Origin of the sequence: Clostridium sp. BJN0001, assembly GCF_022869825.1 — a bacterium.
Lineage (GTDB): Bacteria > Bacillota > Clostridia > Clostridiales > Clostridiaceae > Clostridium.
Genome location: NZ_CP094971.1, coordinates 2,084,884 through 2,103,753, shown reverse-complemented (window position 1 = coordinate 2,103,753; position 18,870 = coordinate 2,084,884). Strand labels below are relative to the sequence as shown.

Below are 18,870 nucleotides of genomic sequence, written 5' to 3'. Positions count from 1 at the left end.
ATTATATAATTATATAAATACATATCTTAGATTTTCCCAAACGTATAAATCATAATAAAACTATATAATATGGAGGTTGATATAATTTTGACACAAGAGCAATATGAAAAAATGTCACTTGTAGAGCTAAAGACGCTAGCTAAAGAGCTAGGAATAAAGAGCATATCAAAATATAAAAAAAGTGAATTAATAGAAAAAATAAAAGATACAAAAAATACAGCTGATTCTAAAAAAGATGAAGATAAATTAGTTGAAAAAATACAGCCTAAAAAGCATGAAAATAATTCTAAAAAAGAACAGCTTAAAGAAATGATACATGATTCAGGTAGTGCGAAAGGTATACTTGAAATAATGGAGAATAATAGTTTTGGATTTTTAAGATGTAAAAATTATTTAACAAGCAGTGAAGATATATATATATCACCATCTCAGATAAGAAGATTTAATTTAAGAACAGGTGATGAGATAATAGGAAAAGTAAGAGATGCAAAGGACAGCGAAAAGTTTAGAGCTCTTTTATATGTTGAAAAGGTTAATGGAGAGAATCCAGAAAAAGCGATAGGAAGAAAATCGTTTGAAACATTAACTCCTATATATCCAAAAGAAAGATTAAAACTTGAAACAAGAAGAAACTGTGATTTATCATCAAGACTTATGGATGTAATATGTCCAATAGGTAAAGGACAGAGAGGAATAATAGTAGCTCCTCCTAAAGCTGGAAAAACTACTCTTTTAAAAAAAATAGCTCAAAATATTTCTCAAAATTATAGTGATATTCAGCTTATTGTACTTCTTATTGATGAAAGACCAGAAGAAGTTACAGATATGAAAAGATCTATTAATGGAGATGTAGTTTATTCAACATTTGATGAAGAACCTCAGAATCATGCAAAAGTAGCTCAGATGGTTTTAGAGAGAGCAAAGAGAATGGTAGAACAAGGTAAAGATGTTGTTATACTTATGGATAGTTTAACAAGACTTTCTAGAGCATATAATCTTACAATAAATCCGACTGGAAGAACTCTTTCTGGAGGTCTTGATCCGGGTGCACTTATAATGCCAAAGAAATTTTTTGGAGCTGCAAGAAATATAGAAGAAGGTGGAAGCCTTACAATACTTGCTACAGCACTTATAGAAACAGGTTCAAGAATGGATGATATGATATTTGAAGAATTTAAAGGTACTGGTAATATGGAAGTTCATTTGGATAGAAAACTTCAGGAAAGAAGAATTTTCCCTGCAATAGATATTTATAAATCTGGTACAAGAAAAGAAAATCTTCTTTTATCAAAAGAAGAACTTGAAGCTGTATTCTTAATAAGAAGACTTATGTACAAAGAAGGAAATACAGATACGGTAACAGAAAATCTTATAAGTATGCTTTCTAAGACAAAAGATAATAATGAATTTTTAAATTTATATTTAAAAACAAATAGAAAATAATAAAAATAAACTGTTGTAATAGTACAACAGCTTATTTTTTATTATTAAAATTTTCAATTAAATTTTTCCCTATAGAAACTATTTTAGATAATGAATAGGTACTAGATAAAGATTTCAAACGCTCTTTTATCGATAAAAAAGAATCTTTATTGTCTATAAGATTATCTACTAATATATTAATTTCATCATATGTACTAGGACATAATGCACACCCTGAGTTTACAAGAAAATCGATGTTTTCCTTTTCTTGTCCAGGTATAGAGAATGGAATTATAAGAGGAAGATTCTTAACAATAGATTCAGTTACTGTAAGTCCTCCTGGTTTTGATATTATAATATCTGAATATTCCATAATATAAGGTATATCAGTTGAAAAACCAAGTATATGGATTTTTTTATCTGTATATTCTGATCTTTTAATAAATTCTGTTAATGAATTTTTTAATGTTTCATTTTTTCCACATACTACTATAATTCTTAATTTGTGATTATTTTTTATTAAAGTTTTAAGAACATACGATGTATCGTTAAGACCAAAGCTACCACTCATTAAAAGAATATTAAAATAATTATCTTTATCAACCAAATCTTCTTTTTTTGTAAAAGTATAAAATTTCTTATTTATAGGAATACCTATAGGATAGATTTTACTCTCTGGAATATTTCTGTCTATTAATGTTTTTTTTGTATATTCACTTCCTGTTATATATGCATCTACATAATTACTAATATATAGATAATGTGCTTTAAAATCTGTAACTACAAGTATATAAGGTATATTAAGTCCATTCTTTTTCAAATCCTCAATTACATTTACACTTATTGAGTGAGTTGCAATTATAAGATCCGGTTTTATTTTTTTTATCTTTTTCTTTACTTTTAATTTTGTTATGAAAAATGGTATTTTTAAAAATTTATTAATATAAGTGCTGTCTGTAAAATCATAGAGTAAGCCATAAAGTTTAGGAAATTTTGTAGCAAGAATTTTATATCCTTCAACAAATGAATCATTTAAGAATTTACTATTTCCTTTTAAAAAATCATGTTTTATAACTTCATATCCTGCATTTTTGAAGGAATTTTCTATTGATGCTGCAGCAATATTATGTCCTTGCCCTGTTGATGTAGTTAAAATAAGTATTCTTTTCATAAATTTCACTCATTTCGTTCCAAAATCATAATACAATATAAGTTTAGCATGATTTTGAATTCATTTAAATAAAAAAAGAGAAAGAATAGCTCTTTCTCTTTTGGTTTCATGATTATTTTTCTTGGCTAAGCTTAAATCTCTTGTTGAACTTATCAACTCTTCCGCCAACGTCCATAATCTTTTGTTTTCCAGTGAAGAATGGGTGGCATTTAGAGCATATTTCAACTTTAAGTTCAGATTTAACAGAACCAGTAGTGAAAGTGTTTCCACATGCACACTTAACCACAGCATCATGGTGGTATTCTGGATGTATGCCTTTTCTCATCTATATTCACCTCTTTCAATTATTTAAATAATATATTCATTTCTAGTAACAACTACTGAATTATATCATAAGGGGTATCATTCGTCAATTATTCTGATAAATTATATTATAAAAATTGCTTTTTTAGTTCTTTCATAGATGATATAATAAATTTTGAGTATAATATAAAAATAAAATGAGAGTGATGTGTTAATATGAAAAAATATAATGTGGGAGGTCAAGCTGTAATAGAAGGCGTTATGATGCGTGGCTTAAAAGGTGTAGCAGTAGCTGTACGAGATTCTGATGGGATTATTCATACGAGGCTTGAAAATAAAGAGCCTATTTCTAAAAAATATAAAATACTAAATCTTCCAATACTAAGAGGTTTTATTGCATTAATTGATTCGTTAAAAACAGGAATGGATTCACTTAATTATTCTTCCTCTTTTTTTAGTGATGATGAAGAAAAAAGCAAATTTGATAAATGGCTTAATGATAAGTTTGGAAAACATACTGAAAGTATAATAACAGGTTTTACTATGATATTATCATTTTTAATTGCAATCCTTCTTTTTGCATTTATTCCAACAGCAATAGCATCATTTTTTAAAAGTTTAGTAAGCTCATATATTGCATTAAATCTTATAGAAGCATTTTTTAGAATAGCTATTTTAATTTTATATATGGTTTTTATAAGTAAAATGAGTGATATATTCAGACTTCTTCAATATCATGGCGCAGAACATAAAACTATATTCTGCTATGAAAAGGAACTTCCACTTACGGTTGAAAATGTAAAAATTCAGAAACGATTTCATCCAAGATGTGGTACAAACTTTTTATTCTTAGTTATGTTTGTAAGTATAATTATTTTTACATTTACAGGATGGGGAAGTATTATAGAAAGAATGATACTAAGGATTGTTCTTATTCCTCTTATTACAGGGATAAGTTATGAAATAATAAGATGGCTTGGGAAAAATGATAACACTTTATCTAAAATTATAGCTTCTCCTGGTCTTAAACTCCAGATACTTACAACAAGAGAACCTGATGATAGTCAAATTGAAGTCGCAATAGAATCTTTAAAAACTGCAGAAGGCATAAAAGATGAAACTATAGGAGATCTTCTTAAAAGAGGAAATTTAATTCTTGAAAAAAAAGATATAGATACATCAAAACTTGATTCAGAGCTTCTTCTTGGAAATGTATTAAATAAGGAAAGAGTTTTTTTAATTACACATAAAGAAGAAAAGGTAACAGACGAGCAAAGTAAAAAATATTATGACCTTATTAATCTTAGAAGCAAGAAGATGCCAGTAAAATATATATTAAAAAAGTGTGATTTTATGGGTATAGATTTCTATATAGAAGAAGGCGTACTTATTCCAAGAAGTGATACAGAGATTTTAGTTGATAGAGTTTTAAAAAATATTAAAGAAGAAGACAAAAAAAGCGTATGTGATTTATGTTGCGGAAGTGGGGCTATAGGAATAGCACTTGCATATTATAGGAAGAATATAAATGTAGATTTTGTAGATTATTATCATATACCAGAAAAAGTAACGAAAATTAATATAAAAAATTATAATCTTGAAGACAGAACTAATTTTATTAGAAGTAACTTGCTAGATAAATTAATAGATTCTGAAAAGAAATATGATATCATAGTTTCTAATCCGCCATATATAGAAAAAGATGAAATAAATAATCTTATGGATGATGTTAAAAAATATGAACCACTTACTGCACTCGATGGAGGCACTGATGGATTAAAGTTTTATAGAGAAATATCAAAACAAAGTATTAATATATTAAATTTTTCAGGAATCCTTGCATTTGAGATTGGGTATAATCAAGGAGAAAACGTAAAAAATATAATGGAACATAGCGGATATAAGAATATAAAAATAATTAAAGATTTAGCAGGACTTGATAGAGTAGTTATAGGCGAAAAGATTGATTAAATATCAAACAATGTGATATAATATAGAAATGTGGAAAAATAAAGTTCGGAGTGATATTAAATGTTATTAGATAAATTAGCATTCATAGAAAATAAATATGAAGAATTATCAGTTAAAATAAGTGATCCAAAAGTTATCGAAAATCAAAATGAGTGGAGAAAGCTATGTAAAGAACAATCCGATATGGAAGTAATAGTAAATAGCTACAGACAATATAAGAGTGTAATAAATCAGTTAGAAGAAGATAAATCTATGCTTGAAGAAGAATCAGACAAAGAAATGAAAGATATGCTTAATGAAGAAATATCTTCATTAAATGAAAAACAAGAGAAGCTTGAAAATGATATTCAGATACTTCTTCTTCCTAAAGATCCTAACGATGATAAAAATGTTTTCGTTGAAATAAGAGGAGGAGCAGGAGGAGAAGAAGCTGCTTTATTTGCATACAACTTATTTAGAATGTATACAAGATATGCTGAAAGTCAAAGATGGCATGTTGAAATAATGAGTGAAAATGCGACTGATTTAGGTGGATATAAAGAAGTTGTATTCATGATAAAAGGTAAAGGCGCATATTCAAAGTTAAAATATGAAAGTGGAGTTCATAGAGTACAGAGAGTGCCAGATACAGAATCAAGCGGAAGAATACATACATCTACAGCAACAGTTGCTGTTTTACCAGAAGTTGATGATGTTGAAATTGAAATCGAAGATAAAGATGTAAGAATAGATGTATTTAGAGCTTCAGGACATGGTGGACAGTGCGTAAATACAACAGATTCTGCGGTAAGAATAACTCATATACCAACAGGACTTGTTGTTTCTTGTCAGGATGAAAAATCACAGCTTAAAAATAAAGAAAAAGCAATGAAAGTTTTAAAGTCAAGACTTTATGATAAAGCTGAACAAGAAAGAGCAGATGGAATTGCAGAAGATAGAAGAAGCCAGGTTGGAACAGGAGACAGAAGCGAAAGAATAAGAACATACAATTATCCGCAAGGAAGAGTTACAGATCATAGAATAAGTCTTACATTATATAAACTTGATGCATTTTTAGATGGTGATTTAGATGAAATGATAAATGCATTAATTACAGCTGATCAAGCTCAAAAGATGAAACAGATGGGTAATTCTGAGGAATAGTTTTTATAGTGCCCTACATTTATGTAGGGCTCTATGAGCATACGGAGGAATAATTTTGGATATAAATAAGGCAGTAAAAAAAGAAAAAAGCCACACAAAGATATTTTTAACTGCTATGTCAATTATAGCTTTTCTTCTTCCATGTATTTTGTATTTAAGTGGTATTAAAATAAAATTATTCTACATTATGTATCTTGTTATAATTGAATTTCTTATATTGATTTCAATTCTTGCAAAGTTAAATTTTTATCTTGTGAAATATAAATGTAAAAATAATAGATTAAAATTTAAAGTAGGACTTTTTTCAAATGAGTATGTGCTTTTATGCAATTCTGTAAAGGCTGTTCATACGATGAATTCTGATTATGATATAGAAATTATACTTATAACGGATATAAAACTTAGAAATAAAGGATTAAGAGTTATAAATGACAAAACACTAAAGCGTCATAAATATATATTAAAGATGCTAAAAAATATTGAGGATTATGATAAAAACAAAGTGTATTATATTGAAATTATAAAAAGGGGAGGGCTTAAAAAGTACTTCCTTTTGGATTGTATTTATAAAAATTGCGTTAAAGCTTTTTATACGGATGAATGTATTCAAAGCATAAAAATAGCAAGAGGTCAGATGGTAGTTTAAATTCGAAAGAAGTGTTAAAAAATGAAAACTAAGATATCAATAGTTAAAGATCCAATTAAAGATATACAAAAAATAGAGGAAGCTGCAGATATTATAAAAAATGGTGGAATAGTAGCTTTTCCTACAGAAACTGTATATGGACTTGGAGCGGATGCGACTAATTCTGATGCAGTAAAGAAAATATTTAAAGCAAAAGGTAGACCTCAGGATAATCCTCTTATTATACATGTAGCTTCAAAAAATATTGAAAGGTATGTTAAGGATATACCTGATATTGCAAAGAAACTTATGGATAAATTTTGGCCAGGACCATTAACTATAATATTAAAGAAAAAAGATATTATTCCATATGAAACAAGTGCAAAATTAGATACAGTAGGTGTAAGAATGCCAAGCAATGAAGTAGCATCTAAGCTTATTGAACTTTCTGGTACTACAATTGCTGCGCCATCAGCTAATATAAGCGGTAGACCAAGTCCAACAGATATTGAGAGATGTATATATGATTTAGACGGAAAAGTTGACTGCATATTAGGTGGGGATATATGTGAAGTTGGAGTTGAATCAACAATAGTAGATTGTAGTGTCGATCCTGCAGTTGTCTTAAGACCAGGTGGAATTACGCTTGAGATGTTAAAGAATATAGATAAAAGAATTGAAATAGATAAAGCTATTATGCAAAAGCCTAAGGAAGGTTTAAAACCTAAGGCACCTGGAATGAAATATAGACATTATGCTCCAAAAGCAAAAGTAAGAATAATTTCAGGCAAAAGAGAGAAAGTAATAGAAAAGATTAATTTATTAACAGATGAATATGAAAACTTAGGAAAAAAAGTATGCATATTAACAGTTGAAGAAAATCAGAAATTCTATAATAATGGGAAAATAGTATTACTTGGAACAAATAAAAATTTATTAACAGTTGCAAGAAATCTATTTGAAGATTTAAGAAAATGCGATGATTTAAATGCTGATATAATACTTTCAGAAGCATTTGAAGAAAAAGGCATTGGAATAGCAATAATGAATAGACTGAAGAAGTCAGCTGGATTTGATATTATAAATGTATAAATTTATATATAAATAAAATTTAGGAGGATTATTTATGAAAATTGCAATTGGCTGTGATCATGGCGGCTTTAATTTGAAACAGGAGATTATAAAATACTTAGAAAGTGAAAATTATGAAGTAAAGGATTTTGGAACAAATTCAACAGAATCATGTGATTATCCTGATTATGCACTTCCTGTTGCAGAGAGCGTTTCTAAAGGTGAATATGAATTTGGAATTTTAATATGTGGAACTGGAATAGGTGTAGGAATATCTGCAAACAAAGTTCCAGGAATAAGAGCTGCATTATGTTCTGATACATTTAGCGCTCATGCAACAAGAGAACATAATAATGCTAATATCCTTACAATGGGAGAAAGAGTTGTAGGACCTGGACTTGCACTTGATATAGTAAAAACATTCTTATCATCTGAATTTCAGGGTGGAAGACATACAAGAAGAATTGATAAAATAACAGAAATAGAAAAAAAGTATTCAAAATAAATTAGAATTGAGTAGGTGTTTTTAAATGGAAAATATAGAAAAAATGATGCAGACAAATGTTACAGAAATAGTTCATCCACTAATATTACATAAACTTGCAATTATAAGAGATGAAAAAACAGGTTCTAAAGAATTTAGAAAATTAGTTGAGGAAATTTCTATGCTTATGGCATATGAAGTAACAAGAGATCTTCCAACAGAAGAAGTAGATGTTAAGACTCCTATATGCAAAACAAAATGTAAAATGCTTGCTGGAAAGAAATTAGCAGTTGTTCCAATATTAAGAGCTGGACTTGGAATGGTTGATGGAGTTTTAAATTTAATACCAGCTGCAAGAGTAGGACATATAGGACTTTATAGAGATGAAAAGACTCTTAAGCCAGTAGAATATTTTTGCAAGCTTCCAAAAGACATAGAAGAAAGAGAAGTTCTTGTTGTTGACCCAATGCTTGCAACAGGTGGATCTTCAATAGATGCGATTACAATGCTTAAAAATAAAGGAGCAAAAAATCTTAAATTAATGTGTCTTGTTGGAGCTCCAAAGGGAATAGAAGCAGTAGTAAAAGCACATCCTGATGTTCAAATTTATTTAGCTGCAATTGATGAAAAACTAAATGAAGATGGATATATAGTACCAGGACTTGGAGATGCAGGAGACAGATTATTTGGAACAAAGTAGGGTATAATTGTGAATAGAAGAGATAAAAATAATTATTATTTAGATATTGCACAAACAGTTTCAGAAAGAGGTACTTGTCTTAGAAGAAATTATGGTTCGATTATAGTAAAAAATGATGAGATAATTTCAACTGGATATACAGGTGCGCCTAGAGGAAGAAAGAATTGCATAGATTTAAATAAATGTGTAAGAGAAAAGCTTAATGTAAAAAGAGGAACACATTATGAATTATGTAGAAGTGTGCATAGTGAAGCAAATGCAATAATAAGTGCATCAAGAAAAGATATGATAGGATCAACTCTTTATTTAGTAGGTAGAGATGCTAAAACAAAAGAGTATGTAAAAGATGCAAATTCGTGTTCAATGTGCAAAAGGCTAATCATAAATGCAGGAATAAAAAATGTAATAATAAGAGATACATATAATGAATATAGAGAAATCTTTGTTCAAAAATGGATATCTGATGATGATTCATTAAATATTGATGGAGAATATGGATATTAAATTTTTTAAAGCAGGGGGAAAAGAAAGTGAGTAGGAAAAAAGTAATTACTATATTTGGAACTAGACCTGAAGCTATAAAAATGGCTCCGCTTGTTAAGGAACTTGAAAAAAGAGAACAGATAGATTCAAAAGTATGTGTTACAGCACAGCATAGAGAAATGCTGGATCAAGTACTAGATTTATTTCATATTAAGCCTGATTATGATTTGAACATAATGAAGAAGAAACAATCTTTAACAGGAATTACAACAAGAGTTCTTGAAGGACTTGAAGAAATTTTTGAAGAAGAAAAGCCTGATATGATACTCGTTCATGGAGATACTACAACAACATTTGCAGGAGCACTTGCAGCTTTTTACAAGCAAATTAAAGTAGGCCATGTAGAGGCTGGACTTAGAACATTTAATAAATATTTTCCATATCCTGAAGAAATGAACAGAAAACTTACAGCAAGTTTAGCAGATCTTCATTTTGCACCAACTGAAGGGGCAAAGAAGAATTTGCTAAGAGAAGGAATTGATGAAAATATAATTTTTGTTACAGGAAATACAGTAATTGATGCTATGGAACATACTGTTGAAAAAGATTATACTTTTGAACATGATGAATTAAATAAGATTGATTATGATAATAAAAAGGTTATTATGATTACAGCACATAGAAGAGAAAACTGGGGACAAGGAATTGAAAACATCTGTAAAGCGCTTAACAAAATAGTTGAGGATAACAAAGATGTTGAACTAATATATCTTGTACATTTAAATCCTGTAGTAAGAGATGTTGTATACGAAAGGCTTGGAGGAAATGATAGAATTCATCTTCTTCCTCCACTTGATACAAAGGAGACACATAATCTTATGAATAAGAGCTTTATGGTAATGACAGATTCAGGTGGACTTCAAGAAGAAGCCCCTCATCTTGGAAAACCAGTTCTTGTTTTAAGAGGAGTTACAGAAAGACCTGAAGCAGTAGAAGCTGGAACAGTTAAGCTTGTAGGTACAGATGTTGATAAGATAGTAGAAGAAGCAGAAAAACTTATTAATAATAGCAAAGAATATGAAAAAATGAGTAAAGCTGTAAATCCATATGGAGATGGAATTGCATCAAAGAGAATTGCAGATATAATATTAAATTATTATAATTTAACTGATATTAATGTTAAAGAATTTAATAAATAAACTTTGACTAATATTTAACATATAAAGCTTGAAAAAATACTGATAAGTGTATATAATTAAATTATGTTAATAATTTAACAAAAGCAAATAAAAAAGTAAATTAAAATTTCAGGAGGGTTAATAGATGAAAGATGTAGTTATAGTTAGTGCAGTAAGAACAGCTGTTGGTAAATTCGGTGGCTCTTTAAAAGGAGTTCAGGCAGTTGACTTAGGAGCTACTGTTATTAAAGAAGCAGTAAAAAGAGCTGGAATTAAGAAAGAACTTGTTGAAGAAGTAGTAATGGGTAATGTTATCCAGGCTGGACTTGGACAAAATACTGCAAGACAGGCAACTATTAAATCAGGATTACCTGAAGAAGTACCTGCAATGACAATTAACAAAGTATGTGGATCTGGACTTAGAGCAGTAAGTCTTGCAGCTCAGATGATTAAAGCAGGAGATGCAGATGTTGTTGTAGCAGGTGGTATGGAAAGTATGTCAAATGCTCCATTCGCTTTAAAAGATATGAGATGGGGACATAAAATGAATAATACTCCAGCCGTTGATACAATGATAACTGATGCTTTATGGGATGCATTTAATAATTATCATATGGGAGTAACTGCTGAAAACATAGCTAAGAGATGGAACATAACAAGAGAAGATCAAGATAAATTTGCAGCAGAATCTCAGAGAAAGACAGAAGCAGCAATTAAGTCTGGAAGATTTAAGGATGAAATAGTTCCAATATCTATTCCACAAAGAAAAGGTGATCCAATTGTTTTCGATACTGATGAACAACCAAGATTCGGAACAACATTTGAAACTTTAGAAAAATTAAAACCATGTTTCATAAAAGATGGTACTGTAACTGCAGGAAATGCATCAGGAATAAATGATGGAGCAGCTGCATTTGTTGTTATGAGTGCAGACAAAGCTGAAGAATTAGGACTTAAACCTATAGCTAAAATTTTATCTTATGGTTCAAGAGGACTTGATCCATCAATCATGGGATATGGACCATTCTATGCAACTAAGAAAGCATTAGAAAAAGCCAACTTAACAGTTGATGACTTAGACTTAATCGAAGCAAATGAAGCTTTCGCAGCTCAGAGTATTGCTGTTGCAAGAGACTTACACTTTGATATGAGCAAAGTAAATGTTAATGGTGGAGCTATTGCAATTGGTCATCCAGTAGGAGCATCAGGAGCAAGAATTTTAGTTACATTACTTTATGAAATGCAGAAGAGAGATGCTAAGAAAGGTTTAGCAACTTTATGCATAGGTGGAGGAATGGGAACTGCTATCGTAGTTGAAAGAGCTTAATAGAAGTTTTTTATAAAGACTGTTCTTGGCATTTTAAAATGCTAAGGACAGTTTTCTATTATAAACTAATATATATGATATATGTATATATATTCAAAATAGTACTTTGAAATTTCAAAAAATGAATAAAGTGTTAACAGGTTTATTCATATGTATAAAAGTGGTTAACATATATATTTAAATAGAGTTATAAATACCCTGTAAAGCAGTCATTATGAGGTTTTACAATGAAATAGAGTAAAAAAACAATAAAAAAAGAAATAAATAATGAATTATAAGGTTATAATATATTCAATACTTATAAAAATTAAATTTTATTTAAATTACACAAAAGTAATATAATCTTAAGAATATTTACAAGTATATCCTTATATTTTTTTAAAAATATAGTAAAATTAAAATGAAAATGTTATCAATGAAGAATGAAGTAAGAAAAGGCATTTTCATTATTCAGAAAATTGAATTGATGATAAAAATGTATGTCATAATAAACGCAAATTAATAAAAACAAGATGTAGAGTAAGCAATTTTGAGTAAAATGAATGTAATATTAAATGATCACTAAATATAGCTGTAAATAGTCAAATATGATGTTTTAATATAGATTAAGTTGGAACTATAATTACTAATGTTAAAAAGGCAGACAAGTAAAAATTAAAAAAATGTTATTTATGATTAATTTTAAGTGATTTTTATTTATTTTGCATATTTAATATATGATAATAAGAAAAAAGAGAGGAAGTGGTTATTATTGGAGCAAAGTAAGCCTTTATTTTCTTTTAATGTTGCTGGTATTAATATTGATATTATGGGCGCAATAGTTGTTCAATGGGTAATAATATTAATACTCGGAATTGCTGGATATATGCTTACAAGAGATTTAAAAGAAAAACCAGATAGTAAGCAGGCTTTTCTTGAAAAAATCTATACAACAGTATCTGATCAAGTAAGTAATATTATGGGTGATGAGTTTACAGGCTATATACATTACATAGGCACATTGATGATTTTTCTTATTTGTATGAACTTTACAGGCTTGATAGGAATAGAACCACCTACTAAAGAGGTTAGCGTTACTATCGGTCTTGCATTAACATCATTTTTTATGATTCATTATACTTCAATAAAAAGGAATGGAGTAGGAAGTTATTTAAAAACATATCTTCATCCAGTTTTTGTAATGCTTCCAATAAATATTATGGAGAAGGCAGTATTTCCAGTTTCATTAGCATTAAGACTTTATGGAAATATGCTAGCGGCTTCAATGCTTATAAATCTTATTTATAGTGCACTTGGAAAATATGCAGTCGGTCTTCCGATATTTGTACATGGATATTTTGATTTATTTGATGGTACCATTCAAATGTTGGTATTTTCAGTGCTTACAATGATTCAAATAAAAATGATGTCAGACGAGTAAAAAATATTAGATTATAGGAGGAAATGATATGAGTTTAGGAGTTTTAGGAGCAGCAATAGCTGTATTAACAGGTATAGGAGCTGGTATTGGAATAGGAATTGCAACAGGTAAAGCAGCGGAAGCAGTTTCAAGACAACCAGAAGCTTCAGGAAAAATCTTAACATTATTAATTATAGGTGGAGGACTTGCAGAAGGTACTGCAATATATGGTTTCGTAATTGCATTAATGGCATTAGCTAAATAAAGAACATGAGTTGATTGTATTAACTCCGAAGGGAGGATAAATTAAATCTATGGATATTAAAGTTGTAGAAGTAATAGAAACAATCATTAATTTCATTATCCTAGTATTAATTCTGAAACATTTTTTCTGGTCAAAACTTCAAAAAGTAATAGAAGACAGAAAAAATTATGTTGATGAACAGCTTATAAAAGCTGATGAAGATGCACAGAAAGCAAGAATGTATCTTTTAAAAAATGAGCAGATTTTAAAGTCTGCTAAAGAAGAAAGCAAAAAGATCACTGAAATGCAGAAGCAGAAGGCTGATAAGATATATCAGGAAATAATAGATAATGCCAAAACTGAAGCTGAGCACATGGTTGAAAAAGCTGATGTTGAAATTGGAAGAGAAAAAGAAAAAGCTGAATATGAAATTAAAAAACAGGTTGTAGATTTAGCTGTAGAATTATCAATTAAGGCTTTAAAAGAAAATATAGATGAAAGTACGCATAGAAAATTAATAAGTGACTTTATCGCTAAGGTAGGTATGTAATATGTATGAGTATCTAGACAGGCGTTATGCTTTAGCACTTTATGAAGTGGCAGAAGAAAAAGGAAAAGTTTCAGAATATATAGAGGATCTTAAAGAAATTTGTGATTTAATTGATAACGATAAAGATTTTCGAGAAGTAATAAAGCATCCTCAGATTAACACAAAAAAGAAAAAAGAAATTTTTATTAACATTTTTAAAGGAAAAATTGATGAAGAACTATTGTCTTTTTTACTTATATTAATTGAAAAAGACAGAATACTCTATCTAAGAGAAAAACTCAAACAGATGGAGAATATAGATCTTGAGAAAAGAAATACATTAAGAGGTGTTATAAAAACAGCAGTACCTCTTGTGCCAGATGAACTTCAAAGCTTAACAGATATTTTTGAAAAAAAATATAATAAAAAGATTCTGTTTAAAACTAAAGTTGATAAAAGCGTTTTAGGTGGAGTTTTTGTAAGAGTTGGACATGACGTTATTGATGGAACAGTAAAATCAAAAATAGACGAAATGAAAGAATTAATGTTAAAAAAGAACTAGAGGTGAGTCCATGAATATTAAACCAGAAGAAATAACTTCTATTATAAAAAAAGAAATAGAAAAATATCAAAAGCAAATAAAAACAGTAGATTCTGGTACTATAATCCAAATCGGAGATGGAGTTGCAAGAGTTTATGGATTAGACGATTGTATGGAAGGTGAACTTTTAGAGTTCCCAAACGATGTATATGGAATGGCTTTAAACCTTGAACAAGATAATGTCGGATGTGTTCTTTTAGGAGACGAAGAAGGAATAAAAGAAGGAGATATTGTCAAAGGAACTGGAAAAATAGTTGAAGTTCCCGTAGGAGATGCACTTTTAGGTAGAGTAGTAAATTCATTAGGTGAACCTATAGACGGTAAAGGACCTATTAATACTAATAAAACAAGACCTATTGAAGTGCCTGCACCAAGTATATTAGATAGAAGTGCAGTAAATGAACCTCTTCAAACAGGAATTAAAGCTATAGATTCAATGATTCCTATAGGTAAAGGTCAAAGAGAACTTATTATAGGAGATAGGCAGACAGGTAAAACAGCTCTTGCAGTAGATACAATCTTAAACCAAAAAGGTAAGGATGTTATCTGTATATATGTTGCAATAGGACAGAAGCAGTCTACTGTTGCTAATATAGTAAATACACTTACAGAAATGGATGCTATGGATTATAGTATCGTTGTAAGTTCGACTGCAGCTGATTCAGCACCACTCCAGTATCTTGCTCCATATGCAGGATGTAGTATTGGCGAAGATTTTATGCATCAAGGAAGAGACGTACTTATAATTTATGATGATTTATCTAAGCATGCGGTAGCTTATAGAGCTATGTCGTTATTACTTAGGAGACCACCAGGGAGAGAAGCATATCCAGGAGATGTATTCTATATACATTCAAGATTATTAGAAAGAGCCGCAAAGCTTTCAAAAGAACTTGGATCAGGTTCGTTAACAGCACTTCCTATAATAGAAACATTAGCTGGAGATATTACAGCATATATACCAACAAATGTTATTTCAATAACAGATGGTCAGATATTCCTTGAATCTGAATTATTTAATGCAGGTCAAAGACCAGCAGTTAATGCTGGTATATCAGTATCAAGAGTTGGTGGTAATGCACAGATAAAAGCAATGAAACAGGTAAGTGGTACATTAAGACTAGAACTTGCTCAGTTTAGAGAACTTCAATCATTTGCTCAATTTGGCTCTGATATGGATGCTGATTCAACAAAGAGACTTGAAAAAGGTAAGAGACTTATGGAAGTATTAAAGCAAAATCAATATAAACCTATGGATGTTGTTAAGCAGATTATAATACTTTATGCTTCTACTAATGACTTATTATCAGATATAAAAGTAAAAGATATTAGAAGATTTGAAGAAGAGCTATCAGAATATATAGATGTTCATTATAGAGAAACTCAAAAAGCAATTATGGAACAAAAAGTTCTTACAGATGAGATTAAGAGTAAACTTGAAGAAGCAATAGCTGAATTTAAGAAAGTTTTTTTACAAGAAGCATAGCTAAATTATAGCTATGCCCTTCTTTAAGGAGGTAAAATTATGGGCGCAGCTGGATTAATAGCAATAAAAAGAAGAATAAAATCCGTTGAAAGCACAAGAAAAATAACAAACGCGATGGGGCTTGTTGCGACTTCAAAACTTAGAAAAGCAAGAAAAGAACTTTCTGTAAATATAGATTTTACAGAATCAATGGGCAAAGTAGTAAAAAAAATTGCTAAAGCATTAGAAAGTAATACAGAAGATATATATCTAAAGGGAAATAAAAGTAATAATAAATTATATATTATTATTACATCTGAATCAGGATTATGTGGAGGATATAATGGAAACATTGTTTCATTTTTAAAGTCTGAAATATCAGAAGATGATATGGATAATACAAAGGTTATAGTAATTGGAAAAAGAGGAATAGGATACGTAAAAAGAGCTGGATTTGAAACAGTTAAAGAGTATGTTGATATTTCTGATATTCCAACAGTAAAAGAAATGAAAGTTGTTTTTACAGATGCTTTAAATATGTATAAAGATGAGGAAGTATCGGAGATAAATTTAGTTTATACTGAATTTATTTCTCCAGTAAAACAGGAACCTAAGACTTTAAAGATTCTTCCTATAAGTCTTGATGATGATGATAAAGAATATAATGAAAATATTATTATTGAACCTAATCTAGAAGAGGCAGTAAGTGTTTCACTAGAATTATATTTAAAAGGTAAAATGAGAGATGCACTTTTAAGTGCAAAATGCAGCGAACAGAGTAGTCGAATGACTGCAATGGATGGAGCTACTAATAATGCTAATGATTTGCTAAGTAATCTTAACCTTAAATATAACAGAATAAGACAAGGAATGATTACTCAAGAAATAAGTGAAATAGTTGGAGGAGCAGAAGCTCAAAAATAGTAAGGAGGTATTTTAGATGCCTGAAAAAATGGGAAAAGTAGTCCAGGTAATTGGACCGGTTATAGATATAAAATTTGATTCAGACTCTCTACCTAACTTATATAATGGAATAGATATAAATTTGGGAGGAGACAAAGTACTTGTAGCTGAAGTTGAACAGCATGTTGGTGACGATATAGTAAGATGTATCGCCATGGAAGCAACTGAAGGACTAAGACGAGGAATGAAAGCTTTAAATACAGGTAATCCGATTGAAGTTCCTGTAGGAGAAGAAGTATTAGGACGTTTATTTAATGTTTTAGGTAAACCTATGGATGGAAAAGGAGATGTTAAATCTGCTGAAGAATATCCAATTCATAGACCAGCACCAAGCTTTAAAGATCAAGCTGTAGAACCTGAAATGTTTGAAACAGGAATAAAAGTTATAGATTTATTAGCACCTTATCAAAAGGGTGGTAAGATAGGTCTTTTTGGTGGAGCAGGTGTTGGAAAAACTGTACTAATTCAGGAACTTATTAATAATATTGCAAAAGAACATGGTGGTCTTTCTGTATTTACAGGAGTAGGAGAAAGATCAAGAGAAGGTAATGATTTATATCATGAAATGAGTGATTCTGGAGTAATTAAGAAGACTGCATTAGTATTTGGACAAATGAATGAGCCACCAGGGGCAAGAATGAGAGTTGCACTTACAGGTCTTACAATGGCAGAATATTTTAGAGATAAAGGACAGGATGTACTGTTATTTATTGATAATATATTCAGATTTACACAGGCTGGTTCAGAAGTTTCAGCGCTTCTTGGAAGAATTCCATCAGCTGTTGGATATCAGCCTACATTAGCAACAGAAATGGGTGCACTTCAAGAAAGAATAACATCAACTGTTAATGGATCAATAACATCAGTTCAGGCTGTATATGTACCAGCTGATGATTTAACAGATCCAGCACCAGCAACAACATTTACACATCTTGATGCAACAACAGTTTTATCAAGAAATATAGTTGAACTTGGAATTTATCCAGCAGTTGATCCACTTGAATCTTCATCAAGAATTCTTGATCCTAGAGTAGTTGGAGAAGAACATTATAAAATTGCAACAGATGTTAAAAATATTCTTGAAAAGTATAAAGAACTTCAAGATATAATAGCAATATTAGGTGTAGATGAATTATCAGATGAAGATAAAAAAGTAGTTGCAAGAGCAAGAAGAATACAGAGATTTTTATCACAACCATTTACAGTAGGTGAACAGTTTACGGGTATGCCAGGTAAGTACGTACCTATAAAAGAAACAATAAGAGGATTTAAAGAAATTCTTCAAGGAAAGTATGATACTGTTCCAGAGTCTGCATTTCTTTTTGCAGGTACAATTGATGATGTAATTGAAAAAGCTAAGACATTAGAATAGGAGATGATATTTTGAGTGATACTTTTGAATTAAATATCATAACTCCAAGGAAAGATGTTTTTAGTGGCAGAGTTAAAAGAATTTTTTTAAATGGTTCAAATGGAAATTTTGAAATACTTCCTCAACATGCTCCGATGATAGCAGCTACAGTACCATATGTAGTTAAATTTGAAGATGAAGAAGGAAAGTTTGTAAAATTATTCGTTTCATCAGGCATTGTAAATGTAGAGAATGATAGAGTAGTTTTATCAACTGATGCAGCAGAATTTCCAAAAGATATAGATTTTAAAAGAGCTGAAAAAGCTAAAGATAGAGCTTTAAAAAGGCTTGAAGAACCTGATAAATATGATGTGAAGATTTTTAAATTAGCACTTTTAAGAGCTAATGAACGACTTAAACTAAAAGATGAATAATATATG

Annotated in this window: 20 protein-coding genes; 18 read left to right on the top strand and 2 right to left on the bottom strand. The window is 29.7% G+C overall.

The window, feature by feature from the left end; genetic code table 11:
- Positions 1-87 precede the first annotated feature (87 nt).
- Complete coding sequence (gene rho / locus MTX53_RS10280) at positions 88-1,443, top strand: transcription termination factor Rho (protein ID WP_244833703.1); 1,356 nt, start codon at positions 88-90, stop codon at positions 1,441-1,443.
- Between the two features lie 31 nt (positions 1,444-1,474).
- On the opposite strand, the gene MTX53_RS10275 is transcribed toward rho, so the two are convergent.
- Together MTX53_RS10275 and rpmE are read right to left on the bottom strand one after the other, a co-directional pair.
- Positions 1,475-2,593: a glycosyltransferase gene (locus MTX53_RS10275; protein WP_244833702.1), complete on the bottom strand. Its 1,119-nt coding sequence runs from the start codon at positions 2,591-2,593 to the stop codon at positions 1,475-1,477.
- 112 nt (positions 2,594-2,705) lie between these two features.
- Positions 2,706-2,918, bottom strand: coding sequence for a 50S ribosomal protein L31 (rpmE, locus tag MTX53_RS10270; RefSeq protein WP_244833701.1), 213 nt, complete (start codon positions 2,916-2,918; stop codon positions 2,706-2,708).
- Between the two features lie 194 nt (positions 2,919-3,112).
- Between rpmE and prmC the strand changes: the two genes are divergently transcribed.
- From prmC to atpC, 17 genes are all read left to right on the top strand, one after another.
- Entirely contained in the window at positions 3,113-4,867 is a 1,755-nt protein-coding gene (gene prmC / locus MTX53_RS10265) for a peptide chain release factor N(5)-glutamine methyltransferase (RefSeq protein WP_244833700.1), read from the top strand.
- 60 nt (positions 4,868-4,927) lie between these two features.
- Entirely contained in the window at positions 4,928-6,010 is a 1,083-nt protein-coding gene (prfA, locus tag MTX53_RS10260; RefSeq protein ID WP_244833699.1) for a peptide chain release factor 1, read from the top strand.
- 55 nt (positions 6,011-6,065) lie between these two features.
- The gene (locus MTX53_RS10255; protein WP_244833698.1) at positions 6,066-6,656 is read left to right on the top strand and encodes a hypothetical protein; all 591 of its coding nucleotides are present in this window, start codon (positions 6,066-6,068) and stop codon (positions 6,654-6,656) included.
- 21 nt (positions 6,657-6,677) lie between these two features.
- Positions 6,678-7,727 carry an L-threonylcarbamoyladenylate synthase gene (locus MTX53_RS10250; protein ID WP_244833697.1) on the top strand — a complete coding sequence of 350 codons (1,050 nt, stop codon included), beginning with the start codon at positions 6,678-6,680 and terminating at the stop codon, positions 7,725-7,727.
- Positions 7,728-7,761: 34 nt separating this feature from the next.
- Positions 7,762-8,211, top strand: a complete 450-nt coding sequence (gene rpiB / locus MTX53_RS10245; protein WP_244833696.1) for a ribose 5-phosphate isomerase B — start codon at positions 7,762-7,764, stop codon at positions 8,209-8,211.
- A 46-nt stretch (positions 8,212-8,257) separates the two neighbouring features.
- Positions 8,258-8,890 (top strand): uracil phosphoribosyltransferase, encoded by a 633-nt coding sequence (gene upp / locus MTX53_RS10240; RefSeq protein WP_244835487.1) that lies wholly within the window; start codon positions 8,258-8,260, stop codon positions 8,888-8,890.
- A 9-nt stretch (positions 8,891-8,899) separates the two neighbouring features.
- A complete protein-coding gene (locus MTX53_RS10235; protein ID WP_244833695.1) occupies positions 8,900-9,394 on the top strand; it encodes a deaminase in 495 nt (164 codons plus the stop codon).
- 26 nt (positions 9,395-9,420) lie between these two features.
- Positions 9,421-10,572: a UDP-N-acetylglucosamine 2-epimerase (non-hydrolyzing) gene (gene wecB / locus MTX53_RS10230; protein ID WP_280527245.1), complete on the top strand. Its 1,152-nt coding sequence runs from the start codon at positions 9,421-9,423 to the stop codon at positions 10,570-10,572.
- 124 nt (positions 10,573-10,696) lie between these two features.
- Positions 10,697-11,878: an acetyl-CoA C-acetyltransferase gene (locus MTX53_RS10225; protein WP_244833694.1), complete on the top strand. Its 1,182-nt coding sequence runs from the start codon at positions 10,697-10,699 to the stop codon at positions 11,876-11,878.
- A 751-nt stretch (positions 11,879-12,629) separates the two neighbouring features.
- Positions 12,630-13,298, top strand: a complete 669-nt coding sequence (locus MTX53_RS10220) for a F0F1 ATP synthase subunit A (protein WP_244833693.1) — start codon at positions 12,630-12,632, stop codon at positions 13,296-13,298.
- A 28-nt stretch (positions 13,299-13,326) separates the two neighbouring features.
- Positions 13,327-13,542, top strand: a complete 216-nt coding sequence (atpE, locus tag MTX53_RS10215; protein WP_244833692.1) for an ATP synthase F0 subunit C — start codon at positions 13,327-13,329, stop codon at positions 13,540-13,542.
- A gap of 49 nt (positions 13,543-13,591) precedes the next feature.
- Entirely contained in the window at positions 13,592-14,071 is a 480-nt protein-coding gene (locus MTX53_RS10210) for a F0F1 ATP synthase subunit B (protein ID WP_244833691.1), read from the top strand.
- A gap of 1 nt (position 14,072) precedes the next feature.
- Positions 14,073-14,612 (top strand): F0F1 ATP synthase subunit delta, encoded by a 540-nt coding sequence (locus tag MTX53_RS10205; RefSeq protein WP_244833690.1) that lies wholly within the window; start codon positions 14,073-14,075, stop codon positions 14,610-14,612.
- 10 nt (positions 14,613-14,622) lie between these two features.
- Positions 14,623-16,137, top strand: coding sequence for a F0F1 ATP synthase subunit alpha (gene atpA, locus MTX53_RS10200; RefSeq protein ID WP_244833689.1), 1,515 nt, complete (start codon positions 14,623-14,625; stop codon positions 16,135-16,137).
- A gap of 39 nt (positions 16,138-16,176) precedes the next feature.
- Entirely contained in the window at positions 16,177-17,040 is an 864-nt protein-coding gene (atpG, locus tag MTX53_RS10195; RefSeq protein WP_244833688.1) for an ATP synthase F1 subunit gamma, read from the top strand.
- A gap of 16 nt (positions 17,041-17,056) precedes the next feature.
- On the top strand, positions 17,057-18,451 hold the full coding sequence (atpD, locus tag MTX53_RS10190; protein WP_244833687.1) for a F0F1 ATP synthase subunit beta: 1,395 nt from the start codon (positions 17,057-17,059) through the stop codon (positions 18,449-18,451).
- An 11-nt stretch (positions 18,452-18,462) separates the two neighbouring features.
- Positions 18,463-18,864 carry an ATP synthase F1 subunit epsilon gene (gene atpC, locus MTX53_RS10185; protein ID WP_244833686.1) on the top strand — a complete coding sequence of 134 codons (402 nt, stop codon included), beginning with the start codon at positions 18,463-18,465 and terminating at the stop codon, positions 18,862-18,864.
- Positions 18,865-18,870: the final 6 nt, after the last annotated feature.